This window comes from Thermincola sp. GK-1, from assembly GCF_059412445.1.
Genome location: NZ_JBSQAT010000003.1, coordinates 1 through 23426 on the forward strand (window position 1 = coordinate 1; position 23426 = coordinate 23426).

General features: G+C 45.1%; 23 protein-coding genes and 1 riboswitch. Of the genes, 4 read left to right on the forward strand and 19 right to left on the reverse strand.

The features are described from left to right. Nucleotides 1-227: 227 nt before the first annotated feature. A complete protein-coding gene (locus tag ACSNJE_RS03245; protein WP_495251980.1) occupies nt 228-1031 on the reverse strand; it encodes a TIGR02391 family protein in 804 nt (267 codons plus the stop codon). A 241-nt stretch (nt 1032-1272) separates the two neighbouring features. On the opposite strand from ACSNJE_RS03245, the gene ACSNJE_RS03250 reads away from it, so the two are divergent. After that, nucleotides 1273-1596 carry a tyrosine-type recombinase/integrase gene (locus ACSNJE_RS03250; protein WP_495251981.1) on the forward strand — a complete coding sequence of 108 codons (324 nt, stop codon included), beginning with the start codon at nt 1273-1275 and terminating at the stop codon, nt 1594-1596. A 109-nt stretch (nt 1597-1705) separates the two neighbouring features. Here ACSNJE_RS03250 and ACSNJE_RS03255 read toward each other — a convergent pair whose 3' ends face one another. The 13 genes from ACSNJE_RS03255 to ACSNJE_RS03315 all read right to left on the reverse strand — a co-directional run bounded on the left by ACSNJE_RS03255 (nt 1706) and on the right by ACSNJE_RS03315 (nt 16697). Continuing rightward, nucleotides 1706-2371, reverse strand: a complete 666-nt coding sequence (locus ACSNJE_RS03255) for a cobalamin B12-binding domain-containing protein (protein WP_474773124.1) — start codon at nt 2369-2371, stop codon at nt 1706-1708. 45 nt (nt 2372-2416) lie between these two features. Continuing rightward, the gene (locus tag ACSNJE_RS03260) at nt 2417-3304 is read right to left on the reverse strand and encodes a CobW family GTP-binding protein (RefSeq protein WP_474773125.1); all 888 of its coding nucleotides are present in this window, start codon (nt 3302-3304) and stop codon (nt 2417-2419) included. A 141-nt stretch (nt 3305-3445) separates the two neighbouring features. Then, nucleotides 3446-4522, reverse strand: a complete 1077-nt coding sequence (locus ACSNJE_RS03265; protein ID WP_474773126.1) for a uroporphyrinogen decarboxylase family protein — start codon at nt 4520-4522, stop codon at nt 3446-3448. 65 nt (nt 4523-4587) lie between these two features. Then, nucleotides 4588-5136: a DUF2284 domain-containing protein gene (locus tag ACSNJE_RS03270; RefSeq protein ID WP_474773127.1), complete on the reverse strand. Its 549-nt coding sequence runs from the start codon at nt 5134-5136 to the stop codon at nt 4588-4590. Between the two features lie 64 nt (nt 5137-5200). After that, nucleotides 5201-8155 carry a nitric oxide reductase activation protein NorD gene (locus ACSNJE_RS03275; protein ID WP_495251982.1) on the reverse strand — a complete coding sequence of 985 codons (2955 nt, stop codon included), beginning with the start codon at nt 8153-8155 and terminating at the stop codon, nt 5201-5203. 27 nt (nt 8156-8182) lie between these two features. After that, a complete protein-coding gene (locus ACSNJE_RS03280) occupies nt 8183-9004 on the reverse strand; it encodes a CbbQ/NirQ/NorQ/GpvN family protein (RefSeq protein ID WP_474773129.1) in 822 nt (273 codons plus the stop codon). A gap of 430 nt (nt 9005-9434) precedes the next feature. Continuing rightward, nucleotides 9435-9986, reverse strand: a complete 552-nt coding sequence (locus ACSNJE_RS03285; protein ID WP_495251983.1) for a DUF2284 domain-containing protein — start codon at nt 9984-9986, stop codon at nt 9435-9437. 56 nt (nt 9987-10042) lie between these two features. Next, nucleotides 10043-10726, reverse strand: coding sequence for a DUF1638 domain-containing protein (locus ACSNJE_RS03290; RefSeq protein ID WP_495251984.1), 684 nt, complete (start codon nt 10724-10726; stop codon nt 10043-10045). Nucleotides 10727-11010: 284 nt separating this feature from the next. Continuing rightward, nucleotides 11011-11454, reverse strand: coding sequence for a DUF2284 domain-containing protein (locus ACSNJE_RS03295; protein ID WP_474773132.1), 444 nt, complete (start codon nt 11452-11454; stop codon nt 11011-11013). Between the two features lie 334 nt (nt 11455-11788). Further along, complete coding sequence (locus ACSNJE_RS03300; protein ID WP_052218204.1) at nt 11789-11986, reverse strand: DUF1638 domain-containing protein; 198 nt, start codon at nt 11984-11986, stop codon at nt 11789-11791. Between the two features lie 218 nt (nt 11987-12204). Beyond that, nucleotides 12205-14913, reverse strand: coding sequence for an aminotransferase class III-fold pyridoxal phosphate-dependent enzyme (locus ACSNJE_RS03305; RefSeq protein WP_474773134.1), 2709 nt, complete (start codon nt 14911-14913; stop codon nt 12205-12207). Between the two features lie 149 nt (nt 14914-15062). Then, nucleotides 15063-15791 (reverse strand): ferredoxin-like domain-containing protein, encoded by a 729-nt coding sequence (locus ACSNJE_RS03310; RefSeq protein ID WP_474773135.1) that lies wholly within the window; start codon nt 15789-15791, stop codon nt 15063-15065. A gap of 39 nt (nt 15792-15830) precedes the next feature. After that, nucleotides 15831-16697, reverse strand: a complete 867-nt coding sequence (locus ACSNJE_RS03315) for a DegV family protein (RefSeq protein ID WP_495251985.1) — start codon at nt 16695-16697, stop codon at nt 15831-15833. Nucleotides 16698-16941: 244 nt separating this feature from the next. Between ACSNJE_RS03315 and ACSNJE_RS03320 the strand changes: the two genes are divergently transcribed. The 3 genes from ACSNJE_RS03320 (at nt 16942) to ACSNJE_RS03330 (ending at nt 19328) form a co-directional block, all read left to right on the forward strand. Continuing rightward, nucleotides 16942-17451, forward strand: coding sequence for a hypothetical protein (locus ACSNJE_RS03320; protein WP_495251986.1), 510 nt, complete (start codon nt 16942-16944; stop codon nt 17449-17451). A 97-nt stretch (nt 17452-17548) separates the two neighbouring features. Further along, a complete protein-coding gene (locus tag ACSNJE_RS03325) occupies nt 17549-18529 on the forward strand; it encodes an ABC transporter ATP-binding protein (RefSeq protein ID WP_495251987.1) in 981 nt (326 codons plus the stop codon). Beyond that, complete coding sequence (locus tag ACSNJE_RS03330; RefSeq protein WP_013120319.1) at nt 18522-19328, forward strand: ABC transporter permease; 807 nt, start codon at nt 18522-18524, stop codon at nt 19326-19328. The genes ACSNJE_RS03325 and ACSNJE_RS03330 overlap by 8 nt, the downstream gene beginning before the upstream one ends. On the opposite strand, the gene ACSNJE_RS03335 is transcribed toward ACSNJE_RS03330, so the two are convergent. From ACSNJE_RS03335 to ACSNJE_RS03355, 5 genes are all read right to left on the reverse strand, one after another. Next, nucleotides 19318-20355 (reverse strand): uroporphyrinogen decarboxylase/cobalamine-independent methonine synthase family protein, encoded by a 1038-nt coding sequence (locus tag ACSNJE_RS03335; RefSeq protein WP_495251988.1) that lies wholly within the window; start codon nt 20353-20355, stop codon nt 19318-19320. The two genes, ACSNJE_RS03330 and ACSNJE_RS03335, sit on opposite strands and share 11 nt — an antisense overlap. A 156-nt stretch (nt 20356-20511) precedes the next feature. Then, complete coding sequence (gene thiE, locus ACSNJE_RS03340; RefSeq protein ID WP_474773140.1) at nt 20512-21123, reverse strand: thiamine phosphate synthase; 612 nt, start codon at nt 21121-21123, stop codon at nt 20512-20514. Between the two features lies 1 nt (nt 21124). After that, nucleotides 21125-21904, reverse strand: coding sequence for a sulfide-dependent adenosine diphosphate thiazole synthase (locus ACSNJE_RS03345; RefSeq protein WP_474773141.1), 780 nt, complete (start codon nt 21902-21904; stop codon nt 21125-21127). An 84-nt stretch (nt 21905-21988) separates the two neighbouring features. Then, nucleotides 21989-22097: riboswitch (TPP riboswitch) on the reverse strand. Between the two features lie 91 nt (nt 22098-22188). Next, complete coding sequence (locus ACSNJE_RS03350) at nt 22189-22407, reverse strand: ferredoxin family protein (RefSeq protein WP_152909022.1); 219 nt, start codon at nt 22405-22407, stop codon at nt 22189-22191. A gap of 18 nt (nt 22408-22425) precedes the next feature. Next, nucleotides 22426-23358 (reverse strand): HD-GYP domain-containing protein, encoded by a 933-nt coding sequence (locus tag ACSNJE_RS03355; RefSeq protein ID WP_495251989.1) that lies wholly within the window; start codon nt 23356-23358, stop codon nt 22426-22428. Nucleotides 23359-23426 lie beyond the last annotated feature (68 nt).

Genomic DNA, 23426 nt, shown 5'->3' on the forward strand with positions numbered 1-23426 from the left:
TGACACAAAAACGCCTTCTTTCAGGCTTACGGGCTCAAATTGTTGCGGCGGCCAAGGGTATACCTGCTTATTCTTTAGATTAATATTTCGGTTAAGTCGGCAGTAACTCTTTTTTAAGTCTACCACCAGTAGGCTAGCTTTGCTATGCACTTTTTTAGGTGAGAAAATTATTTTTTAAAAAAGTCTTGACGTTTATTAGCTGGTTTAGGCGATGTTTCGACCAATCCCTAAGGACCAGCAAAGTAAACAGACTTATCTATTTGCCGATATAAAAAACTTATCATCGACATTATATCTAAAGCATCTTCAGGATTAATAGGCCAGTCAAGCTCCGGTTCATGGCTTTCCGGATTACGAATTGCATTCATCAAGCCCATGCATAGGTACATAACTCCCTCTTGTTCATTTCTTTCCGTTTCGGTCCGTTGGGAATTAAGTTTTAGAGGCCCCTTCAAGGACAAAGCTGCGCCCATAAGGGCTTGTCCATGTTTCTCAATTTGAGACTTATTTGCAACGTATTTATCAAACGCTTTACAACATTCGAAAACCGCATGAAAATGATGCCCTTCAATAAATAGTTGTCTGCCGTGTTTAATAACTTCAGGATGAAAATTTCTTAAATCAAATTTTTTTGAGTTTTCATTTTCACGAGTTTTTAAGCTAATGTCTTTTTCTCCAGTAACTAAAATCTTTCCATTTTTTTTATTAACAGCCAGCCCATAAAACTTTAAGATTTCATTCATTTGCTCAACTATTAATTCAAATCCCTCTGCATTTCCCAGGTACTCTTCCGGATTACAAACATGTTGAATTAATACAGCAATAGGCTGAGGACCATTGTATTTGAGTTGAAGTTGCTCCAAGGCCCAATAAACCCAACGCCATTTAGTACTTCCATCATGACGAAATTCTGGAAATCCAGCCCTTCGGAATAACTCAGTAATTTCTGTTCCAGTGTATCTATCCCCAATTATTTTTGCTATTCTTTCTAACGCAGCCAAGCTAAATGAATCTATTCTAGGTTTGCCCATATATTGAACCCTCCATCGGTCGAAATTTCGCCCAACACTTTCTATATGTGAACTAAGTAAAAATAAAATTATAAAAAACAACCATAAATGAAATTTTTTCGCTGAATAAAAAATTGTTGACATTTATTATATTTTACCATATTATAGAAGAAAAGTAAAAGAACAAATGTTCGAGGAGGGGGTTATGTTGTTACGTTTCCCGCTACAGTCAATCAAACCATCAATGCTTTAAGATTTCTTTATGTTGAATTATATCAGTCCGATTTTTCTTTTGGAGAAATTGCCCGTCCCAGACCTGATCAAAAAATTCCTGTTTTGCCAAAGAGGTGGCAAATACACCACACGTGCTGTGCAAAAGATTTTTGAAAAAGCAGTAAAAAAAGCAGGCATCCATAAAACGGTGACCTGCCATACTCTTCGCCATTGTTTTGCTCCACACCTTTTGGAAGCTGGAACCGATATCCGTTACATCCAGAATTTACTCGGCCATACCAGTATTGTTACAACCAATATCTATACAAAAGTTCGCAACCCTCACCTATTTAAAATCAAGAGACCTATATAAATGAAAAACAGGTTAACTCAAGCAAAACCAGGATAAGTTAGTGGAATGATAATTAATTTAAGGGTTTGCCCGGTGCAAACCCTTAAATTAATGTTAAACCCGTTATGAATTACTGCATGTCTTTCAAAGCCTTAACCATGTTCAAAGCCTCTTTCAGGGCATTATTGGCGTCCTTGGCAAACCCGTCTGCGCCCCACTTGCCTGCCAGGTCCTCGGATACAGGCGCGCCGCCGATCATAATCTTACACTTGGGGTTCTTCTCCTTGACCTTCTTGATAACCTCAGGCATCCCTACCATAGTGGTGGTCATCATGGCCGAAAGACAGAGCAGGTCTGAGTCAACCCTGAGCTGTTCCTCCACGAATTTTTCCAGGGGAACGTCCCGGCCCAGGTCATGAACCTCAAATCCGGCCACATCAAACATCATCTTGACGATGTTCTTGCCGATATCGTGCACGTCACCCTGGACAACACCCATGACAACCGTACCCTTTACGCCCATATCCTTCTTCTCGATATGGGGCTTAAGGATATCCAGGCCCGCATAAAGAGCGTCAGCGCACATCAGGATTTCGGGAACGAAATACTCCTGCTCTTCGTAAAGCCTGCCGACTTCGTTCATGCCTTCTACCAGGCCCTCGAACACGGCGGTATAAGCATCAACGCCCTCATCCACACAGGCCTGGGCGGCTTCCCTTACCGCATCTTCATCATAATCGATAACTCCCTGTTTCAGTGCCTCAAACAACTCCTTCTCTCTTTCCGCAGTTGCCATTTTCCAATCTCCTCCTTAAAATGTTTGCTTTTGGTCAAACCATTCTCACAAGATATCCAACCGCTGTTCCAATGCTTTCCTGTCGAATTCCTTGCCAATAAAAATTAATTTACTCTCATTTGTCTCGGGAAACTTCTCAAAACCGTAATTACCCTGTACATAATCCATCTTTGCGGCGCCGCCGTCCGGTGTTTTGTAGATTCCCTTGGCCCTGTAAATATTCCCGTATTTTCCGGCCTTCATTTCCTTCAAAATCTCCTCTAGCTGGTTGCTGTTAAATACCTTGTCAGAAGTTATTGCCAGGGAGTCAAAATCATGGTCAAAATGAAGGTGCAGATAATCGGCCCCGTGTTCCCTTATAATGTCAGGAAGGTCGGTCTCACAGTTTACGGTCTGAAGCAGGATTGCATGCTGGTTATGTTTTGCCAGTTCTTCCTCTATGGCTTTCACCGTGTTCTCGTTAACCAGGTCAATCTTGTTGATCAGTATAATATCGGAATTTGCAAGCTGGTCAGTATAAAAATCGCCAAATAACCCGGAGTGAATATTGGCCAAAAAACTATCGGCGTCTATAATTCCGATAATGCCTTCAAATTCCAGCCCATATTCTTCCTTAATGGGTTCCAGGGCCTCCAGGATTCCCGATGGTACGGCCAGCCCCGATGGCTCTATGACAAGTCTTTTGGGGTTGTATTTGGTTTTGATCTCTTTGACCGCCGAAACGAGGTCATTGGCAAGAGTACAGCAAATACAACCACTGGGGAGTTCCACCATGTCAACGGCATCTCCCTTGCTGACCAGTTCAGCATCAATTCCCACATCACCAAACTCGTTCACGATTACAGCGATATCACCGCCTGCCTTCTTTATCACGTTTTTGACACAGGTTGTCTTACCGGCGCCTAAAAAACCGCTGATTATTTTTATTTTCACCTTCTCACCCCCTCAGTTCCCCATGACCGGTCCGGATGAAAAATCCGGAAGGCACCTGATGATACTGTTAACTTTTAATTAGCTTCAACTGACTTATATAGTAGGTTGTTTGAAATGAATACCGGAGGCGAACTAAAATAATTACTTGTACGAACCGTAAGCCTTGGCAGCCTTAATTATTGCCATGGCATTAATTAATGTACCGTTCGGGGGGAATTCACAGCCGGTTGATAGGATAAAACCGCCGTCACAGTCTTTATAGGTCTCAATACACTTGCGGGCTTCTTCCATAACCTGTTCTTCGTTCCAGAACATACCGACTTTGGCAGGCTCAAGGTACCCAATGGAGACTATTTTCTTGCCCCATTTGGCGGCATGCTCTTCCCATGTCTTGCAGTCGGCCGCTGGATATGCGTGGGAAATGGCAACAGGATTAGTCCATTTCTGCTGTACATCAAAGTAAATACCTCCGCCACAGTTATGGAGAACAACAGCTCCGCCGGCTTTTCTTACGGCATCGGCGATTCGCTTGGCAAAAGGAGCTTCAATAGCTTCCCACATCTTTGGACTCATGATAGTGGCAGAAGCATAAAGGGTATCTATTACTATTGCCTGAGCCCCTGCTTCAACTTGAGCCACAGCATATTCCTCAAGAACAGGGGTAATTATTTCACAGGCTTCAATGATGGCATCCCGGTTCTTGATACAATCGATAAACATCTTTTCGTGGCCCCTCATAGCCCCGATTACACCCAGCGGAGCATACACAAACCCGCAGACGCCGTATTCTTTGGCTTTCGCCTTGGCGACTTTGGCGGTAGCTTCGATAACAACCTTCATCCGTCCGGTCTCGCGCGGGTTTATCCTGGGAATTCTCCTGTAATCATCTACTGTTTTAATCCACGGATCATCGGGATCAGCATATGCAGTACTTTCTATAGGGAAAATCACCTTTTGCCCAAATGATCCCGCTTCTACTGAGAGGTCAACCAACATTACGAAAATGTCAAATTCATTATTCATAATCTGGTGGGTCTGTAACAATGAATCAGCAATAAGGTCAGCATCCTGAGACCACTTGTCATATGTAACACCTAATACCCGCCGGGCTGCCCCGCAAACCAGAGAAGCCACCGGTACCCTGTCCGGCTTTTTGTAACTAAGCGCCGCCAGAGCCCTTTCCAAACCTGTCATTTCACTCTTGAACTCATTTCCCATAACTCAAATCCCTCCTAAATATTTTTATTATTTTTTACCTTCAGCCTGATGGCGTCCGGCAATTCCTAATCAATCAACAGTAAGCCGGTATAAATCACCTCCGTTGATAATCCAAGCTGGAAATCAAGCCCGGCATTTTTTGATGTCTTAAAGATATCTACGCCCATTGATTCAATGCTCGGACGTGCTTCATACGGATGACGGCAGGGTTCTCCGGAATGGTACCCTACACATTCGGGACAAAGCTTGCATGATGACGCAATAAAACCGGCTGCCAGGTAATACCCGTCGGTAAGCGCCTTACCTTCAACTTTATTGATTATCCGATGCAGTTTTATCTCCGCTTCTGTTAACTGGTTTGGCTCAAACCCTTCACTTCTGACCTGGACCAGCAACGCGGATGAATACCGTGTGCAAAGTGACTTGAAATGCTCAACTGAATAGTTATGAGGTGGGCACATCAGGTGTTTGTTGTAGTCCCGACAAACCGGCACCTGACATTTCAGGCGAACCCGTTCGTCAATCACCACCTGGCCCGCCGGGATAAACTTTGCCCTGAATGCCCCCTGTTCAAGCGCATAATCCTCGAGAGATTTATATCGTTCCGCCTGCAAGTTGTTCACCTTCCTTGTTTAACATGTTATGTAAATTTCTAAATTTAACGAGTTCTGCGGATTTCTATGTTGTCAAATTCTTATATGTTTCAGTCAGCTTGGTAGGTAGGGCGTTAATGTCATCGATAATGATATAATTAACATTTCCGAATATATATTCCAGATAATCCTGTCCCTTACGATCTACAGTAATGCAAAACGGATTGATTCCTTTCATTTTAGCTTCCCTAAGACACATCCTGGTATCAGTTTCAGCATAGAATTCTTCATAGTCTTTTGTTAACTGGCTGTGATAATCGAAATCAAAGGGTCGGCCGTCACTAAGGATGATGAGGATTTTAATTGCCGCCTGCACTTTCTCCATCTTAAACACCGCATGCCTCACTGCCGAAGCAAGCCGGGTCATCCCGTAACTCTGCAGGCCGCCGAACCTCTGCTTGACTTCAAAGGTATACGGCTCCTCAAAATCCTTGACCACATAAAAGTTAATCTTATCCCTGAGGTCGCTGTTAAAACCGTATATCGCATATTTATCTCCCAGCACCTCCAAGGCCTCAGCCATTACAATAACTGATTCCATTTCCACATCCAGAATGGTTTTCCCATTCTCCGAAATAACTTCATCGGTTGAATAGCTCAGGTCCAGGAGAAAGCCGACAGCCACATCACGTTCTCTTTTGTCTCGCCTGACATAAAAACCCGTCCCCGGGGAAACACCTGCCTTTATTTCTACCATCGCCTCGATAACTGCATCAATATCAACCTCTTCGCCTTCTTCCTGCCTGTTGTGCCTACGGAAACGTTCCGGCTGCAGCATACCGAAATATCGCTTGATAGTATTAATCATCCCATAGTTTTCTTCAAGAGTGCGATCAACAAAAGCTGCCGTACTGGGTTTCAGTAAAATCTCCCTGACCCTGCACCAGTCCTTCTTGTAATCATTAAGAGTGCGATCCCATTCATCGTAATACACAACCATCCGGTAAGGATTTTCCTCATCTTCACGGAACCTGTGCAGAAGTTTTTTCAACCAAAGGTAGAATTCATCACTAAGGTTTAGTGCCTGGTTTTGGGGACTAAAAAACTTTTTGTCTAATTCAATATCCTCTTCCTGACCAATCCCGTTATTTACCTTTGAACCCTCTGCCGGGGAACCGTCAATCTCTTCGTCTGCTTCCATCGAAGTATAAATCAGATCAAACTTCAGTTTTCCCCTATATGCCAGGTTCTTATATTCACCGTCGTAATGTGGGGAAAATTCCTTCTCAAATATTTCCTGCCCCGATAAAATGTTAATAATCCGGCGGGCAAGATTTAGAGATTCCCGGGCTGAAGCTCCGTTTTTCAGTACATTAGCCCAAAACCGAAGGTATTCGGTTTTTATTTTCTCAGGAACATCAGCCTTTGCCCAGGCATTATCAGACCAGAGGTAATGTATCAAAAACGCATACAGATTAGGAGTTCTTTCTTGAATTTCACGTACGGAGGCTTTGACCAATAAACGCATGTCTCTTTCAAGCCCCGGGAATTTCTGCATAGCCAGGTAGTCTACCCTGTTGTCCTCAATATATTCAAACAGCATGCCGAGCTTGCTGTCCAATGCAAGTTCTTTGAATTCAGCTTTGCTTAATTCCATGGTGCCGAATTTCCGGTGGGCAACCAGGTGCATCATCATAACCCGGTAAAATCGAAGGTTGTCACGTTCGTTCTCAAACACTTTGACCAGGTCAGGCAAGTAAATTCTCCGGGTATCAAGAGATCCGAACAATTGGTCATCACTGTGGATTCTAGTTGGAAGGTCCGATGAATTCCTGATAATTACCGTTTCTCCTGTCAAGCCTTCACAATATATGTGAAGCACCTTTTTCACGGACTCTAAGTGCAGGCCGCTCCTCAATCCGGAAATAACATCCCTGCTTTCCTGAGATTTCATGGTAAAATAAGCCAGTTTTTTGCCGCCTAGTTCGGATTTAAGCCCGTATTCAACCCACTGGGCAGCCTCCTTTATGTCCAGTTGCTGTAACAGTTCGGGGGTGGATTTAATAAATTCAACCGCACCTTCGGTGGAATAATCCCGGCTTACTCTTTCTATAAGCCTTACCCACTCTTCTAACTCATTCCACTCCATTTTTTTTAGCACCTGAGGAGTCTTGTCAAAAAACTCCATGGCCAATTCATTGTCTATTGCAGCAAGCCTGTTGCCAAGAAGTGCCCAATGTTTAATTTTACCTGTAAACACGTCCTTGCCCGTAAATACGGCAACCTCAGGAGAAGCTTTGAAAAAAGCGGAAAGAGTACCACGTTTAGCATTGGTAACTTCATAGGCTGCCTCCAGCCATTGATAAATATACTCGCTCCCTGCCGCCTGCAAAAAATTCGGCAATGCCTTAAAAAAAACATCTGCATCATCCGGTTTTTCGATAGCAAGTTTATAACCCTGTTCCAGTAAGCCTGCTTTGTCAAGGCCTTTTCCGTACCGTTCTATCTCCGGCCATGATTTCAGACAGGCAATTGCAGCAGTCCAGGAATACTGAACAATTTTTAAAATCCAGGAGGTTAAGAGGTATTGGTCTGACTTTTCAAGTTTTTCCAAGATGCTTCCGCTGTACTTAAAAAACCAGTTTGTATCATGATTGCTGAACCTGGCCAGAAACCTTCCAATTTGCAGCCAGTTAAGAAATACCTGATTTCCAACCTGTTCTAAAACTGCGGGGCTTTCCTTGAGATAGGATAAAGCACAATCCCATTGACCGCGGCATATCCGCGCACCTTCTTCAAGCCACTGTTTCAGTTCATGTATTTCCAGACGGCTTGCTAAAACCGGTACTGTTCTCCAAAACCAGGTGCCATTTACAGCGCTTGATTTGTGGAATTGCAGTCCTGTATCAATGACCAACCCGGCTTCCGTTTCCGGGAGACCACTTATAAAATCCAGGAAATCCTGCCTTTCTTCCGGGGACAAAGCCTTCAAGTACCGGTCCGCAAACCCGGTAAGTTCCAGGTTCTTTATACCGCCCATAGCTCCACCACCTATCCTGAACAGACCCTAAATGAATATCGAGACGGCGATTTCTTCCAGGCTCATCTGCATAGCGGCATCATCAGTGATTGGTTTAATCATGGCTGCCCGTACTGCTTCCATTACATCTATCCCATTGACAATCAACTGTCCCGCATAGATCAGCAGCCTTGTACTCACTCCCTCTTCAAGACCCCTGTTTTTCAGGTTCCGGATTTTTTGGGCAAGTTCTATTAACTTCCCGGCCGTCGCGTTGTCCACATCCGATTCCCGGATTAGGATCTGCTGCTCCAGTTCGGGTTTCGGATAATCGAAATCCATGGCAATAAATCGCTGCTTGGTGCTCTGCTTCAGGTCCTTAAGAAAGGTCTGATACCCGGGATTATATGATACCACCAGCATAAATTCATCAGGGGCCGTTATTATTTCACCCTTTTTTTCGATCGGTAAAACCCGCCGGTCATCAGTCAGGGGGTGAATAACGACTGTTGTATCCTTTCTGGCCTCTACTACCTCATCAAGATAACATATTGCTCCTATCTTCACTGCCGTGGTAAGCGGCCCGTCTGTCCAGACGGTTTCCGAACCCTTTAATAAATACCTTCCCACCAGGTCACTGGTTGTAAGGTCTTCGTGACAAGCCACAGTAATCAGGGGCCGCTTCAAGCGGTAAGCCATGTACTGGAGAAACCTGGTTTTACCGCATCCCGTCGGCCCTTTGAGCATAACCGGCAATTTGCTTTTAAAAGCCTGCTCAAACAGTTCTATCTCTTTGCCCAGTGGTATATAAAACGGCTCTTCTTCTATGAAAAACTCCCCAATCTTATGTTCTAAAAGTCTTTTTGCCATGTTTTCTTCAACTCTCCCAAAAAGTATTTAAGCAATTACTATAGTTATGGTTTTCTTTGCATACCAGGTTTTGTTAAAATATCTTTTTCAAATACTAAATGTCTATTTAAAAAAAATACCTCAAAAATATTCATCCACCCTCGTTACAATTAAATATAATTTGTTAAACCTTGAATATCCAAAACTATTCCCCAATCGGTAATGATTTGCGCCTAAATGGTGAAAATGATACCTTAAGCAGTTTATGTGGTTCACATCAAATGCTCTTTTCCTTAATATCCATTATCGCTGTTAGTTTTCTTTATTATTCCCAATTATTTCCTTTATCAGCTACGCTGCTCAGCCAATTTCTTCGCGGGTAGTCCTTTTTCCTATAGCTTTATTCATTCAACAACGTTTTTGGCAAACCCAAGGCAATAATTAACTCAACCTACACAAATATCATTCCCATAAAATTAAGGTTTTCTCTGACAGGCCATTCGATTTTAACACCCAGCTCTCGTGCCAGGGTAGTTATATCAATGCCAAATCCTGTGATTCCCGGATGTGCCTCCAGAGGACGCCTGCATGGTTCTCCGGGAGGTGGGCACTCATCACATAGTTTACACCCTCCCACTGTCAGCCCAAAGGCCAGGTGGTTGATGTGGGCCCAGGCGGTTTTTTCAAAATTGCCGATTAACCGCATGAGTTCGTTCTGTGGTTTAAATTTCCTCACTTCCGCCATGGCCTCGTCATTGTACGGGATGGTTAAAACTACTAAGACACCGCCTTTATACTGTGCCAGGGCGTCCCTGATAAAGTTAATATCAGGCAGGTTGGGAGGACAGAACTTATTGCGCCCATAGTTTGGGCATGGAGGAATCATACATTTCAGGCGCACTCTTTCCTCAACTTTTATCTTGGAGATATCAAAAGGGATTATTGTTATTCTAGGATCATCATTATTCTCCCTAAGCAGTTTTGCCAACGCTTCTGCCGGCATACAAACCCCTCCCTTTGAAAATAGTGGCAATCTCATCCCAATTCTGGCATTTTCCACTAAGTTCCCTGAACCATGACCAATTGGCCTTCCTGCAAAAATTCATCTTCTTCCAGCACCCCGTGTGCCGGGACAATCACAAATTCTTCATTGTCCCATGGGCCGGTCAGCAACCTTTTCAGGAATTCCAGGCTTCCACGGGTTTCATGGCACGGCAGTTGAAGAACGTCGGCAAAATCCCTGGTTTTGGCCAGAGTTATTTCAGTCCTGGGGTGTCCGGTATGGATGTACAGCAGCCGGTTATAGTTTTCAAACATCATCTTATAAATGCGGAGGGCTTTTTTAGGCCCGAACTGGATGACGCTCCGCTCATACTCCGGAATCATCATGCGGTCTCCCTCGACCCAGCCGCCCGAAAAATAAAAAGTCTTGTTATCCTTTGACTGCAGCTCATTATATCTGGACATGCCGCCCAGTAAAAGAGGAATACAGTCATGAACCCGGGAAATAACCATTGGGCAGCCGGGCGCCTTTATTCCGCGCAAGGCCCCTCCACATAATCCAAAGCCCAGGATAACCAGCGAATAACCTCTTGTCCTGTCAAGAACAGCCTGTACTTCCCGGTGTAATTTTGCCGGGTGGAGGTGCAGCCCCATGGACACAAACTCGACATCAAACCCGGTTAACGGGCCGAGAACCTTAAGTTCTTCTTTAAACACGTCGCAGCACAAAATCTTCTTCATCCCTGTTCCTCCTTAACCGTTCTATGTCTTCCGAAAACCCCCATTTCGGCGGAATATAGCGTTTTCATCATATGCAGAATTAATTATAATTTTTTAAACCTGCAAACTCAAAAACTATTCTCTGATTGGTAATAATTTGGGGCTGAGTGGCCTGTATCCCCACCCGAATAGTTTACTTGGTTCATTTTGTTTTTTCTGTTACTAATTTTTTAGTGTTCTCAGCAAAAAAATAGCCTTCTTTCTGTGCGTAACTTTAAATAAATATCATACCCATAAAATTCAATTCACTTTTCACGGGCCATTCCACATTTACCCCAAGTTTTCTGGCCAGGGTGGTTATATCTATGCCAAAGCCCGTTATACCTGGATTGGGCCTCCAGCGGCCGACGGCATGGTTCACCCGGCGGGGGGCAGTCGTCGCTCAGCTTACAGCCGCCAACGGTCAGTCCGAAGGCCAGGTGATTAACATTGGCACAAGCTGTTTTCTCAAAAGAACTAATGATTTTCATCAGTTTATTCTGCTGTTTATGCACCCTGATTTCATTTAGTGTTTTCTCATTGTACGGAACGGTCAAAACCACTAACACCCAGCCTCTGTATGCAGCCAGGGCTTTTCGGATAAACTCCAGGTCAGGAAGATTGGGTGGACAGAATTTATTCCTTCCATAGTTGGGACAGGGTGGGATCATACACTTCAGGCGGACCCTTTCTCCTACGGTAATCTCCAAAATATCAAAGGGAATCCCTAATTCTGGGAATCCGTATTCTCTTTTGTAAGCAGTTCAGCTAAAGCTTTAGCCGGCAAAACCCCCCCTCCTCAATCTTTTATTATCAATTTTATGGCTGTCCCCGGATTATTCCGGTCCCCTGTACATGGTCTTTTTCTGCGTCTTGGAGAAACTCACCTTCATCGATTATCCCGCCAGGCGGAATGATCACGAAACTCTCTTTATCCCATGGCCTGCTGACCAACCTCTTTGAGGAAATCCAAATTCCCGGCTGGTTCATGACACGGGAGTTCCAGAATATTCGGCAAAACCCCTGGTTTTGGCCAGAGTTATTTCAAGTCCTGGGGTGTCCGGTATGGATGTATGTACAGGGCGCCTTTATTCCGCGCAAGGCCCCTCCAGATAATCCAAAGCCCAGGATTACCAGCGAATAACCTGTTATCCTGTCAAGAACAGCCTGTACTTCCCGGTGCAATTTTGCCGGGTGGAGGCGCAGCCCCATGGACACAAACTCGACATCAAACTCGGTCAACGGGCCGAGAACCTTAAGTTTTTTTAAACACGTCGCAGCACAAAATTTTCTTTATCCCTGTTCCTCCTTTCCGTTCTACGTCTTCCGGAAACCCCCATTCCGGTAGAATATAGCGTTTTCACCATATGCAGAATTAATTATAATTTGTTAAACCTGCAAAACCTGAAACTATCATAAACAGAGCATCATTGCTTCGTACAGATACAATCCTATTTTTGCTAACTGCTTTTTGGGGTTTTTATTTTCTCAACGTTTTCGTTCTTTAAGGCAGCCTCTTTAATCATTCGGGCCACTTCAGGTGTTACTCCGCCGTTTTTGTTCCAGGGGGTAGCCAGCTTAAAACCATGCCTTTGGGCCAGCTCACGCAGGTAGTAAACATTTTCTACCGGTATTTTTAAGCCGATGCTGAAATCCCTGTATGTTCCTTCCAGCGCCAAAAGCATCGTTTCCGATAAACAGGCCAGGTTTACACCGGGTTCATAACCCATGTTCTGGCCAAAACATATGTCGTCAGGGTATTGTACCAGCCCGCCTTCAATGACCAGGACGTCTTTTCTTTGTTCCAGCACTGCCTCCGATACATCCGGAGGTCTGGCCACGTCACATATAACGCTCCCCGGTTTTAAATGCCCCGGTCCAATCAGATGATTCGTTGAGTTACTGGCCGAAATGATTAAGTCGCTCTGTAATAATGCCTGTTTAATATTAACCGTAATTTTCACCGGTGGATTACTGTATTTTCCTTTGGCAGCCAGGTTTTCATGGATATAACCGTTTATCGAAAAACCCTGGTTTTCCAAAGCCGTTAACAGTTTATTCCATACCTCCGGGTCGTCTTTGCGTTTCCGGTCCAGAAATCCTTTTAACCATTTGGCTATGCCTTTTATTTTGGCTACCTTGCCTTTATAGGCCAGAATTTCCCTAAAAGCCCTTGTATATATCTCATCTGCCAATTGTTCCATCCTGCGTAGGCTGGTTTTCTCTTTTTCGGGGTTCCCCACCAGGACCAGCTTATCAATTTCTTCCGCCAGTAATATGGCGCATACCCGGCCTATGGAACCCGTAGCTCCTATAACACAACCCGTTGATTCCGCCGGGTCTATGCCCATCAACCGGGCCCCTTCGATTAAGGCATCAAAAGCCGTAGCAATGGTATAACTATTACCGGAAGTCACCGCAATGCCTTTTCCTTGCAGGTCGCTGCCACCCCGGCTAACCACCGAAGTGTATGCGCCCAGGCCAACTATCCGCGCTCCCAATGCCTTGGCTTTATCCAGTGCAGTAACCAATACTTTTACTGCATCCTTTCTCGGCATTTCCATCATATGCCGGCCGCTGTATGGAATGCCTATCAGCCATCCTTCCGCTATTTTCCCCGCCTTTGACTTAATAGCCGGTAAATGTACAATTACTTCCGGCTCGGCATCCAAAGATGCCTCCCAATCTATGAGTTTTTCCAGGATGTCTTTAGACGCCTTTTTAAAGGACGGGTTGTTTTTAATGACATCTTCAGATGAGGGGTAGTGAATTAAAAAGGCGAACTTTTCCGTTGGCTTTTCCTCAGGCAGTAATTCAGACCCTGTGACAGCTTTTTTCTCCGATCTGAAGTCCCTGATCGGACCCAGCTCTTTACCTATGATATAACTGTACAGTTCGCAGTGGTCCTGATAGTACAAAGCTTTCACTACTCGTTCCAAACCATGCAAAGCCCTGTCAATTTCAACAGTGGCGACTGTTAATGAAGGCTGCAGACGCAGCGTCATCGGGTTATTCAGGAACGGAGCTACCCTTACTTTATGGACGTTGAGTAAATACCCGGCCAAAAGAGGAGAAAACCCTCCTTGTTCCGCCAGGTACTTCATGCTAAATGATTCTGACCCGTCAAATCCGTTGAACTCCAGTCCAAGCATCAGTCCCCTGCCCCTGATTTCCTTGATTACACCGGGATATTGCCTGTTGATATCTTCTAAGTTTTTTAACAGGTAGTTTCCGGCGCTTTTTGCATTATTGATCAATTGCCTGCCGTTTTCCAGAAGTTTATTCAATACGGCCAGGCCAATGGCGCAGGTAAAATTATTGTTGGCAAAGGTGGAACTGTGCAGCCGGCCAAATTCTTCATTCCATGCCTGCCTTGTACTTAGACAGACGCCCAGAGGAACCAGCCCGCCCCCCAAAGCTTTTGATAAGAGTAAAATATCCGGTTCTACTCCTTCCCTGTCACAGGCAAACAATTCCCCGGTTCTGCCGAGACCTGTCTGGATCTCGTCAACTGCTAACAGAACTCCGTACTTCCTGCAGATAATTTCGGCATTTTTTAAATAACCTTCCTGTGGGACGATTATACCTCCTTCCCCCTGAATCGGTTCCACCAGAAAAGCAGCAATTTCCTTTCCTTCCGACCGCATTTTGTTTTCAAGCATATCCAAATCATCGTAAGGTATATACTCAAACCCGGGAACAGGAGTAAAAAAGGGTTTTTGATATACATCTCTGCCTGTGGCAGATAAAGCACCCATGGTCTTGCCATGGAAGCTGTTTTTTGTAGAAAGAATTTTGGGTTTTCCCGTTGTCGACCTGGCCAATTTAATAGCTACCTCTACCGCTTCCGCCCCACTCTGGCAGAATGTGGCCTGAGCCATTTCACCTGGGGCCAGTCGGAGCAACATTTCTGCTAATTCCACAGCTTTAACCGGAATTGAGGGCTGCACCATAGAAGGCAGTGACAGGTCAAAGTATTTTTTGGCCGCAGCCACAAGTTCGGGTGGGTTGTATCCGAAGGGAACCGCGCCGTATTGGGCAATAAAATCCAGGTATTTATTACCGGCCTGATCGTATAGGTATGTTCCTTCCCCTTTTACATAGGCGACATCCAGTTTAAAACACTCAAAAAGCTTATTCATTGTCGGGTTCAAAGAACTGAACTTCATTGCTGACCATCCCTTCGAAAATTTTGATGTCGTATAACCACCAACATTTAATTATATGCCCAATAAAGCTTATATTAGACGTACTGGCCCATTTTTATGCATAAAAAAAGAATCGCCTTTTTAGCGATTCTCAAGCTGGTATTGCAAAATTAAGCATTTGCCTCAATTAATTCTTGAATAATCTGCTCGTATTCATCCCCGGAACAATCCAGGGCTCGCCGGAAGTTTTCTGTTCCTACTTTATTGAGCAGGCGCCCAAGCCTTTGTCCCTTTTTGGCAACTTTTTCGTAAACGTCAATGATTTTCTCCGTTAACTCCAGGCATTCCTGCTCCGTCTTATCTGTGCAAATAACCTCCGCCAGGCGTCCTGTACCGCTGGCATATCCGCCAATCATAACCGTATAGCCATTATTACCACCCATAAAACCAATATCTTTGACACAACTTTCCGCACAGTTATTCGGACAACCACTGACACCTATCTTTAATTTGCTTGGCAATGGACGTCCATGGTACCTTTTATCCAAAGCAAGCCCGAGAGCAACCGAATCCTGTTTGGCCCTTTTGCAGAAAGTCGTTCCGGGGCAGATTTTTACACTTCTTACACAAAGACCAATGGCCTGCCCTTTTTCCATGCCAAGGTCCCGCCAAACGTCTTCAATATTTTCTGCCGGAATGCCCACCAAGGCAATTCTTTGCGCTGAAGTAAGCTTCAGAGCTTTACAGTTATACTTATCTGCTATGTCAGCAATTTTCCGTAAAGTGTCAGCATCAGTAATGCCACCGGGAATGTGCGGCGCAATAGCATATGTTTCTTTGTCTCTTTGCACAATCGCTACTTGTTCAATGATATCCTTTTTCGTCTCAGTGTTTTCCATTCTCCCAACCCCCATTTATGTTATTAATATTACAAAAAATTATTCAACCGGCTGAATACCTATGCCAACCAATCCCGGTCCGGCATGAACTCCCATGGAGGGACCAATCTGCCCCCAGAAAATTTCCCTGATATCAGCGCAATTTGTATTCAGCAACTTTTCTCTGACCTCCAGGGCCTCAGCTTCAGCTTCTGTTCCACTGTACATAACCGCCAGGTTAACCGACTTTTCTCTGATATATTCTTTTGCTATTTCCACCATTTCTTCCAGTGATTTTTTTCTTCCCCTGACTTTGGAATAAGTGAAATACTTTCCCTGCTCATTAATTGACACAATCGGTTTGATATTCAACAGGTTACCCAGCGTTCCTTCAATCAGGCCGATTCGACCACCTTTACGTAAATACTCCAGCGTCTTAACTACAAAAAAGACTTTGATTTCATCCCGTGATTTTTTTATTTTTTTTACTATTTCATCAAAAACATAACCGGCTTCTCTCAGCCTGACAGCTTTATTTACCAGAAAACCCAGGCCCAGAGAAAGGGCTTTGGAATCCAGTACCTCGATATGCATTTCACTTATTTGCCTGGCGGCCATCTGGACAGCGTTGACAGTTCCGCTCAACCCTCCGGAAATATGCATTGACAGAATCCTGTTAAATCCCTGTTCTTTTAACTTAGTAAAAAGCTCCATTATTTCTCCGAAGCCCGGCATTGACGTTTTCGGTATTTCTGCGGGCATTTTTTCATATATTTCCTGTGGCTCTATATCTATCCTGTCCCTGTACTCTTTGCCCGGATAATTTATCTTGAGTGGCAACACATGAACATCATTCTTCTCGATAAATGCCCTTTCCAGATCGCAGGTGCTGTCAGTGACGATGGCTATTTTCTCCTTTTGAGTCATTAAGTTCCTCCCTTAAACCAAGCTGGCTATAATTGGTATATTCATTGAAAAACACCTTTTGCATTACCACTTTCTTATTATGATAACCGCCGGCCAATTAATGTGCAACAATTTTTTTGGCAGGTTTCTTACCCTTTTAAAAACAGGCCGGCATAACATATCTAATACAAAGATGATAGAGTTTGACAAGGAAATGATAAGAAGTCTGATAAAGCGTTAAGCCCGATAGGAGGTCATGACTCTGTTGAATTTCTCTGTAAAGTACCTGTCCACCTTGAGTGTATTGACTTCTGTAACAGTAATGTTACAGCTTTTTGCCGGTCTGCTTCCCGGCGTGGGAGCCCTAGCCGCAGGTTTTACCACCCTCTTTGTGGCCTTGGCGGCATACAGCAAACCCTTGGGCGGTCTTTTGGTTTATGCCGCCGCAGCAGGACTTATCGGTATTATCATGCCGATAAAACTACCCCTCTTCCTGTTCAGTACAGGTCTGCTGGGATTGTCCCTCGGCGTAACCGTAAAACTTGGCAAGAACATTTCTGTGCTTAGCTCCAGCTTAGTCTTAACTATAGGGACCCTGGTCTTGACCGGCCTCTTAGGCATTCCAGTACTTGGTCCGGCCCTCTCCTATGCCAAGGGTCCCGTATCCTTTCTCATAATTATCTTTGCCTTTTCCTGGATCTTCTGTTTCCTTTGGTATATATTTTTTCAACGGGTAATCATCCGAATGGGACACCTGTTCAGAAATATCAGGTAAATACAGTGACAGGCCGAATCCAGAGCACCTTGGAAATTATACCTGGCTCGGTTATAATAGAAAAGGTAATAAATAAACGGGAGTGAATACGCGAAATATGGCTGCATCTGCTGACCCGGTCATTAAAGCACATAAACTGGTTAAAAGGTTTGGCAATTTTACTGCCGTCGATGCCATTGACCTCTCCGTTATGCCCGGCCAATGTTTTGGCTTACTGGGGCCCAACGGGGCCGGAAAGTCCACTACAGTGAAAATGATTACCGGGCTTTCCCCTATCACCGGAGGGACCCTGGAAGTTTTCGGTTTAAGTATCGTAACCGATGCCCGCAGGATTAAAGCTCACCTGGGAGTGGTAGCCCAGGATGACAACCTGGACCCCGAACTTACTGTTTTGGAAAACCTCATCGTCTATGCCGGCTACTTCGGTATTCCCAAAAAAGAAGCCCGGCAGCGGGCAGAGGAACTTCTTTCATTCATGGAATTGGAGGGAAAGGCCGGGACTAAAGTAGACCACCTTTCGGGCGGTATGAAAAGACGTTTGACTATTGCCCGGGCCCTGATCAACAAACCTAAAATTATTATCCTGGACGAGCCTACGACAGGCCTTGACCCCCATGCCCGGCACATAGTATGGCAGAAAATCAGGCAACTGAAGGAAAATGGGACAACTGTGCTTCTAACCACCCATTACCTGGAAGAAGCCAGTCAATTATGTGACCGGCTGGTGTTTATGCATAACGGAAAGATCATTGACGAAGGCCAACCTGCGGCATTGGTATCCGCACATATAGGTTCCCACGTTCTTGAACTGGCAGGAGGAGATTTTACCGCCATATCCCGGAGACTTCCGGGAACAAATCTGATAAATGGCTTTAAACTTTTTGGCGATACGTTATACATCTATTCCAACCATGGTCCGCAGTTGCAGGAATGGATAAAAGGTCTGGCAATTGATTTCTCATACCAGTTGCTAAGGCCGGCAACTCTGGAAGATGTCTTTCTGAAACTGACAGGCCGGAGCCTGGAAGATGACCAGGTCCCCGGCCTTGAAGGAAAGGAGGATATTCCCTGTGCTTAATCCCAAACCTCTGCTGAAAGGCTTTTTTACTTCATTGGATATATCTCCTGCGTTGGTATCTCGTATTTTGTACCGTCACTGGCTGGTATTTGCCAAAACGTGGAAAGCCAATATCATGTTCAACTTTGTCGAGCCTGTTCTTTATCTTTGGGCCATGGGCTTCGGTCTGGGAGTCTACGTGGCAAATATTCAGGGATATAGTTACCTTGAATTTATCGCTCCCGGCCTGATAGCTTCGTCCGCGATGTTTGCCACCTGCTATGAAGCCACTTATGACAGCTATACCAGGATGTCTTTTCATAAAATATTTTACGCTATTGTCTCAACCCCGGCCAGCATGGATGACGTGGTCATGGCGGAGCTTATATACGGCGCACTGAAAAGTGTTCTGTACGGTTCTGTATTTTTGCTGGTAACAGTTTTATTCGGCCTGGTAAAATCATGGTGGGTCTTTTTAATGCCCATCCCCTTGTTCATTGGGGGCTTGATATTTTCTTCCCTCTCCATGGTTTGGACAAGTATGGCGCCTAATTACGATGCCTTTAATTACTTCTTTACTCTGATCATTACCCCCATGTTTTTCCTGGCCGGGATTTTCTTCCCCGTCAACAACCTGCCTGCCGGGGTCCAGGCGTTTTCCTGGTTAACGCCGCTTTATCATGAAGTAGAAGTGATCCGCAACCTTTTTTATGGGCAAATAAACATGGCTACGTTGGCCAATTTTGTCTGGCTTACAGCTGCCATGCTCCTGTTGATCCGGTTTCCCCTGGTTATGGTCCGCAACCGGCTTATTCAGTAAAAAATTTGGCATATCGGTCTTTCAGTTCATCGGCTGCTTTTTTCAATATATCAAAGGCTTTTTCCACCGATTTTGCCCCATCCGTGTTGACCAAACAGCACCGGGCGGGCGCCAGCCATGCCTGCTGCAGAACCTGTTTTTTCTCTATTCCGTATTGCTCAAGGTGGTTCCACAGTTTCTCCAGGTGGTCTACCAGCGATTGCACCGATTCCCTGTTCATCTCTTCCGTCAGGGTAGGCACAATCCCCCAGGCGATAATACCTCCGCGGTCAAGAAATGCCTTTATTTCGGCGGTAAACCTGGAAAAGATATGGCCCACCCCGAGGGCATCCACAGATAATATATCAAGGTTCTGGTTCAAGAGAAAGGACCAATCCGGGTTACCGCACAGGTGTACCCCTTTGGGTCCCTCCAGTTGGCTCAAAAAAGCGGCATAGTCATTCTTGGCCACTTCACTGGAGTAACCCGTAAAGGAACCGAAAATTATTTCCAGACCCGGCTCATCAACCCATACAAAAGCATTTTTGTTTCTCTCCCTTAATTCTTCATACTGTATGTTGATTTTTCTGGCCATAAAGTCATATAAAAACACTTTGACTTCGTCGTTATAGATAATCGGCTTTTTATCTTTATCGGTGATTTTCATCCCGAAGCTCACCGGACCGATAAATTGGCCCCTGATAGCGCTGTATTTCTCCAGTCCCGGTTGCTGCAAAAAGCTCCTGTATACAAGAGAGTACTGTTCCGTTAATGCAAAAGTGGCTTTCTCTTCGGCTTTTTCCAAAAATTCCGGTAGTTCTTCCATAAACTGTTCAAATTCAAAGTAAATCTTTTGGGCGGCTTCATCAACGGTAATTCCCGGGAAGTGTTCCGTAGCCTGGGCATACATGTCCTCAAAGAAACTCATCTTCGGCAGTTGGGGCCAAAAAGGAATATCCACCGACAGGGCCAGCCGCATTGCCTCGTCAATATCGGTATGCGGCAATATTCCCATGGCTGTTGTTTGTAAATTTCCCTTTAAAGTCATAATATCTCCACCTTTCAAGTCGTACATTTTAACCTTTTTGAAAATTTTACCCTGTTATGCCTGTTCATACCATGACCTGCCTAACAAAAAAGTGTGATATAACGCACAAAACCGGTTGTCATAACAACCGGTTTAAAGTAACTCTGCTTCTAAATATCAGGTCCTTTGACCTTTGATTATTTCTATCAATTTTCCGGGATTGTTGTTTACCAGCAGACCGGATATCGCAGCGACTCCTGCTGCCCCCGCTTTTAAAACCTCTCCAGCATTGCTTTCATTTATGCCGCCGACAGCCAATACAGGCAAAGGATAAACCGTCTGCACAACACGGGAAAGCCACGCCGTCCCGCGGCCTGCCAGGTTTGGTTTGCTTGCGGTAGCATATACATTGCCGGCCAGGATATAATCTGCTCTTTCTGCGGCGGCTGTCTTTGCTTCCTCCGCAGAATGCACGGAAACTCCGATTTTCATATAAGCCGGAACAATTAGCCGCGCATTGTGCAGAGGCAAGGCATCACTCCCCAGATGTATCCCTTCCGCTTCTACGGCCAGGGCAGTTTCTATACTCTTGTTCACAATCAGTTTTACCCCGTATTGTTTTGTAACGGCCCTTATTTCTCTGGCCAGATGATAAAGCTCTTTCAATGGCAGGTCTTTTTCTCTGAGTATTACGCCGTCAATACCCCGTCGGCACAGGGACTCCACCTTTTTCACCAAACACCGGTTTTTCACCAGTTTCCGGTTGGTCACCAGCCATACTTCGGCCATATCATTTCCCCAACCTGGCAGCAATCTCCATGGCCGCCTTTTCTCCAGACAGCAACATACCCCCAAATACAGGGCCCATCCGGTGGCTGCCAAAGGCGGCATTCGCCGCCATCCCCGTCACGTACAAGCCGGGAAATACTTCCCTGGTATTCTCAACTACGTCCAGTTCGCCCTTTAATGCATTCATCGGTTTTTCGCCGGCTACTCCCCCTGTCGGAGTGTTCAGGCGCACCCCCATTTTGCGCGTCAGGGTTTGCGTCACTTCTGCCGGATGGCCGGTTCCGTCAATAACATATTTAGCCCTGACTACCAGCGGATCCACGTGATAGTTGTTCACCTGAACAGGAGTCCAGTTCAGTACTAAACCCGTCACCCTGCCATCTTCCACCATAACGTCTTCGGCACCTATGAGGTTAAAGATTTTGCAGCCCGCTTTCACTGTCATGGACGCGATAGTTGTAACTGATTCTACCGCATCTGCCACATAGTATCCCCGTTCATATTCCTCGCAACTTATGGCGAATTCGTCCAAAATCCTTTTGCCGGCAGACTGTACCACAATCTTATTAAACATCATGGCGCCACCCCACATGCCACCGCCAACGGCCAGCTTCCGGTCAAAAAGCGCCACTTTACATCCTTTCTTGGCCAGGTAGTATGCAGCTACCATCCCTGAAGGACCTCCACCCACAATGGCTACTTCCGTATCCATGTAATCCATCAGTTCTTCCATGTACTTCTGTACAATTCCCCGCGAAATGACTGTTTCATCCAGATGCATTTACCCATTCCTCCTTGTGTATGTTAGAAAAACAAAAACGGTCCCTACGGAAACGGGACCGTGAATACCACTAAGGAAAAAACCCCCAGTTGATTCTACCTTCCCTCCGCTGGTATTACCCAGATCAGGTCATAAGGGTAAAAGGCTGCAGCCTTTTTCTCAGCTTCTTCCAGAAGCACCCCCAGGCGAATGCATACTGCTGTATTCGGTTTTGACTTCTGTTAAAGTGATTTCTGTTCTCAAATTCAATTATAAGATGTCAAACCACTTCTTGTAAAGTCCGGTTAACCAAATTTTACTTCCTGTCGTACCAAAAACAGAGCGTTGTTTTTGCAAACCTTTATACATTTACCGCAGCCGATACATTTTTCTTCGTCAATTTTCATAGATATTTTGCCTTCCGCCGGTGATATGGCTGCCGCCGGGCAATGCATGCGGGGCAAACACCTGTGGTCATTTCGGCATATATCCAGGTTAACTCTGGCTTTAACTGATGGCAGCAAATTGATGGTCACCACCTCCTATGCTCTTGATCCGATGACAGATGATATTTTTTTCTCTTCAATGCTGTTAAAAGCCTCGACAACGGTGGGGTCAAACTGCGTGCCTGACGCACTAAGTATTTTTTGCCGGGCAATATCATATGAAAAGGCTTTCCGGTAAGGCCTATCGGAAGTCATTGCGTCAAAGGCATCGGAAACAGCAATAACCCGGGCCAGGAGCGGTATTTCCTCTCCGGCCAGCCCGTCAGGATACCCTTTTCCGTCATATCTTTCATGATGATGGCGCACAGCCGCCGCTGATTTTTTAAACATAACCAGCGGTTCCAATATCTGCGCCCCTTTTTCGGGATGGCTTTTTATTATTTGATACTCTTCATCAGTTAAACTGCCCGGCTTGGTCAGTATCCGTTCACTGATCCCGATCTTACCTATGTCGTGCAGCAGTCCCGCCTGGGCAACTTCTTTTTCGCTATATGGTAAATCCATGCGTTCGGCTATTAATTGGGCCAACCCGGCCACCCGGTCAGAATGGCCCTTAGTATACACGTCTTTAGCTTCAATGGCATTTACGGCGCTGTCCAGTATACCCAAGGAACAACTTTGCATACGTTCTTCCAGCATATATTTGTCCATACTGAATGATATTGACCGCAGCAGTATTTTTAGTTTTTCCATAACGTCCGCCGCCAGCCCTGTTTCGATGAACAAATAACCATGGTTCATTTCTTCCCCGTTTATTGGTAAAAAGGGCTGCTTTGATAAAAGGTGGGCTATAATTTTTTCTTTTTCCTCCCGGCTGCCTCCTATTTCTTCACCCTTGGAAGTTATTATCCGGTAAGTATCACCAATGTAGACTACCATGGTATATGTAACTTTTATTCCCAGGGTTGCCAAGTCCTTGTTAAACTGAGTCAGGTCTATCATAATTGCTGATTCAGTTTTCTTTACCATTGGTCCCCCTCCCCAGTATATCTGATAACGAGCACTCATACCCCCAGTGGGTATTTGTTAATATTCTA

What these genes read in the sequence shown, in the direction of transcription:
- ACSNJE_RS03245 (WP_495251980.1), bottom strand. Translation starts at nt 1,031, where the DNA reads ATGGGCAAACCTAGAATAGATTCATTTAGCTTGGCTGCGTTAGAAAGA.
- ACSNJE_RS03250 (WP_495251981.1), top strand. Translation starts at nt 1,273, where the DNA reads ATGTTGAATTATATCAGTCCGATTTTTCTTTTGGAGAAATTGCCCGTC.
- ACSNJE_RS03255 (WP_474773124.1), bottom strand. Translation starts at nt 2,371, where the DNA reads ATGGCAACTGCGGAAAGAGAGAAGGAGTTGTTTGAGGCACTGAAACAG.
- ACSNJE_RS03265 (WP_474773126.1), bottom strand. Translation starts at nt 4,522, where the DNA reads ATGGGAAATGAGTTCAAGAGTGAAATGACAGGTTTGGAAAGGGCTCTG.
- ACSNJE_RS03275 (WP_495251982.1), bottom strand. Translation starts at nt 8,155, where the DNA reads ATGGGCGGTATAAAGAACCTGGAACTTACCGGGTTTGCGGACCGGTAC.
- ACSNJE_RS03280 (WP_474773129.1), bottom strand. Translation starts at nt 9,004, where the DNA reads ATGGCAAAAAGACTTTTAGAACATAAGATTGGGGAGTTTTTCATAGAA.
- ACSNJE_RS03285 (WP_495251983.1), bottom strand. Translation starts at nt 9,986, where the DNA reads ATGCCGGCAGAAGCGTTGGCAAAACTGCTTAGGGAGAATAATGATGAT.
- ACSNJE_RS03290 (WP_495251984.1), bottom strand. Translation starts at nt 10,726, where the DNA reads ATGAAGAAGATTTTGTGCTGCGACGTGTTTAAAGAAGAACTTAAGGTT.
- ACSNJE_RS03305 (WP_474773134.1), bottom strand. Translation starts at nt 14,913, where the DNA reads ATGAAGTTCAGTTCTTTGAACCCGACAATGAATAAGCTTTTTGAGTGT.
- ACSNJE_RS03310 (WP_474773135.1), bottom strand. Translation starts at nt 15,791, where the DNA reads ATGGAAAACACTGAGACGAAAAAGGATATCATTGAACAAGTAGCGATT.
- ACSNJE_RS03315 (WP_495251985.1), bottom strand. Translation starts at nt 16,697, where the DNA reads ATGACTCAAAAGGAGAAAATAGCCATCGTCACTGACAGCACCTGCGAT.
- ACSNJE_RS03325 (WP_495251987.1), top strand. Translation starts at nt 17,549, where the DNA reads ATGGCTGCATCTGCTGACCCGGTCATTAAAGCACATAAACTGGTTAAA.
- ACSNJE_RS03335 (WP_495251988.1), bottom strand. Translation starts at nt 20,355, where the DNA reads ATGACTTTAAAGGGAAATTTACAAACAACAGCCATGGGAATATTGCCG.
- thiE (WP_474773140.1), bottom strand. Translation starts at nt 21,123, where the DNA reads ATGGCCGAAGTATGGCTGGTGACCAACCGGAAACTGGTGAAAAACCGG.
- ACSNJE_RS03345 (WP_474773141.1), bottom strand. Translation starts at nt 21,904, where the DNA reads ATGCATCTGGATGAAACAGTCATTTCGCGGGGAATTGTACAGAAGTAC.
- ACSNJE_RS03355 (WP_495251989.1), bottom strand. Translation starts at nt 23,358, where the DNA reads ATGGTAAAGAAAACTGAATCAGCAATTATGATAGACCTGACTCAGTTT.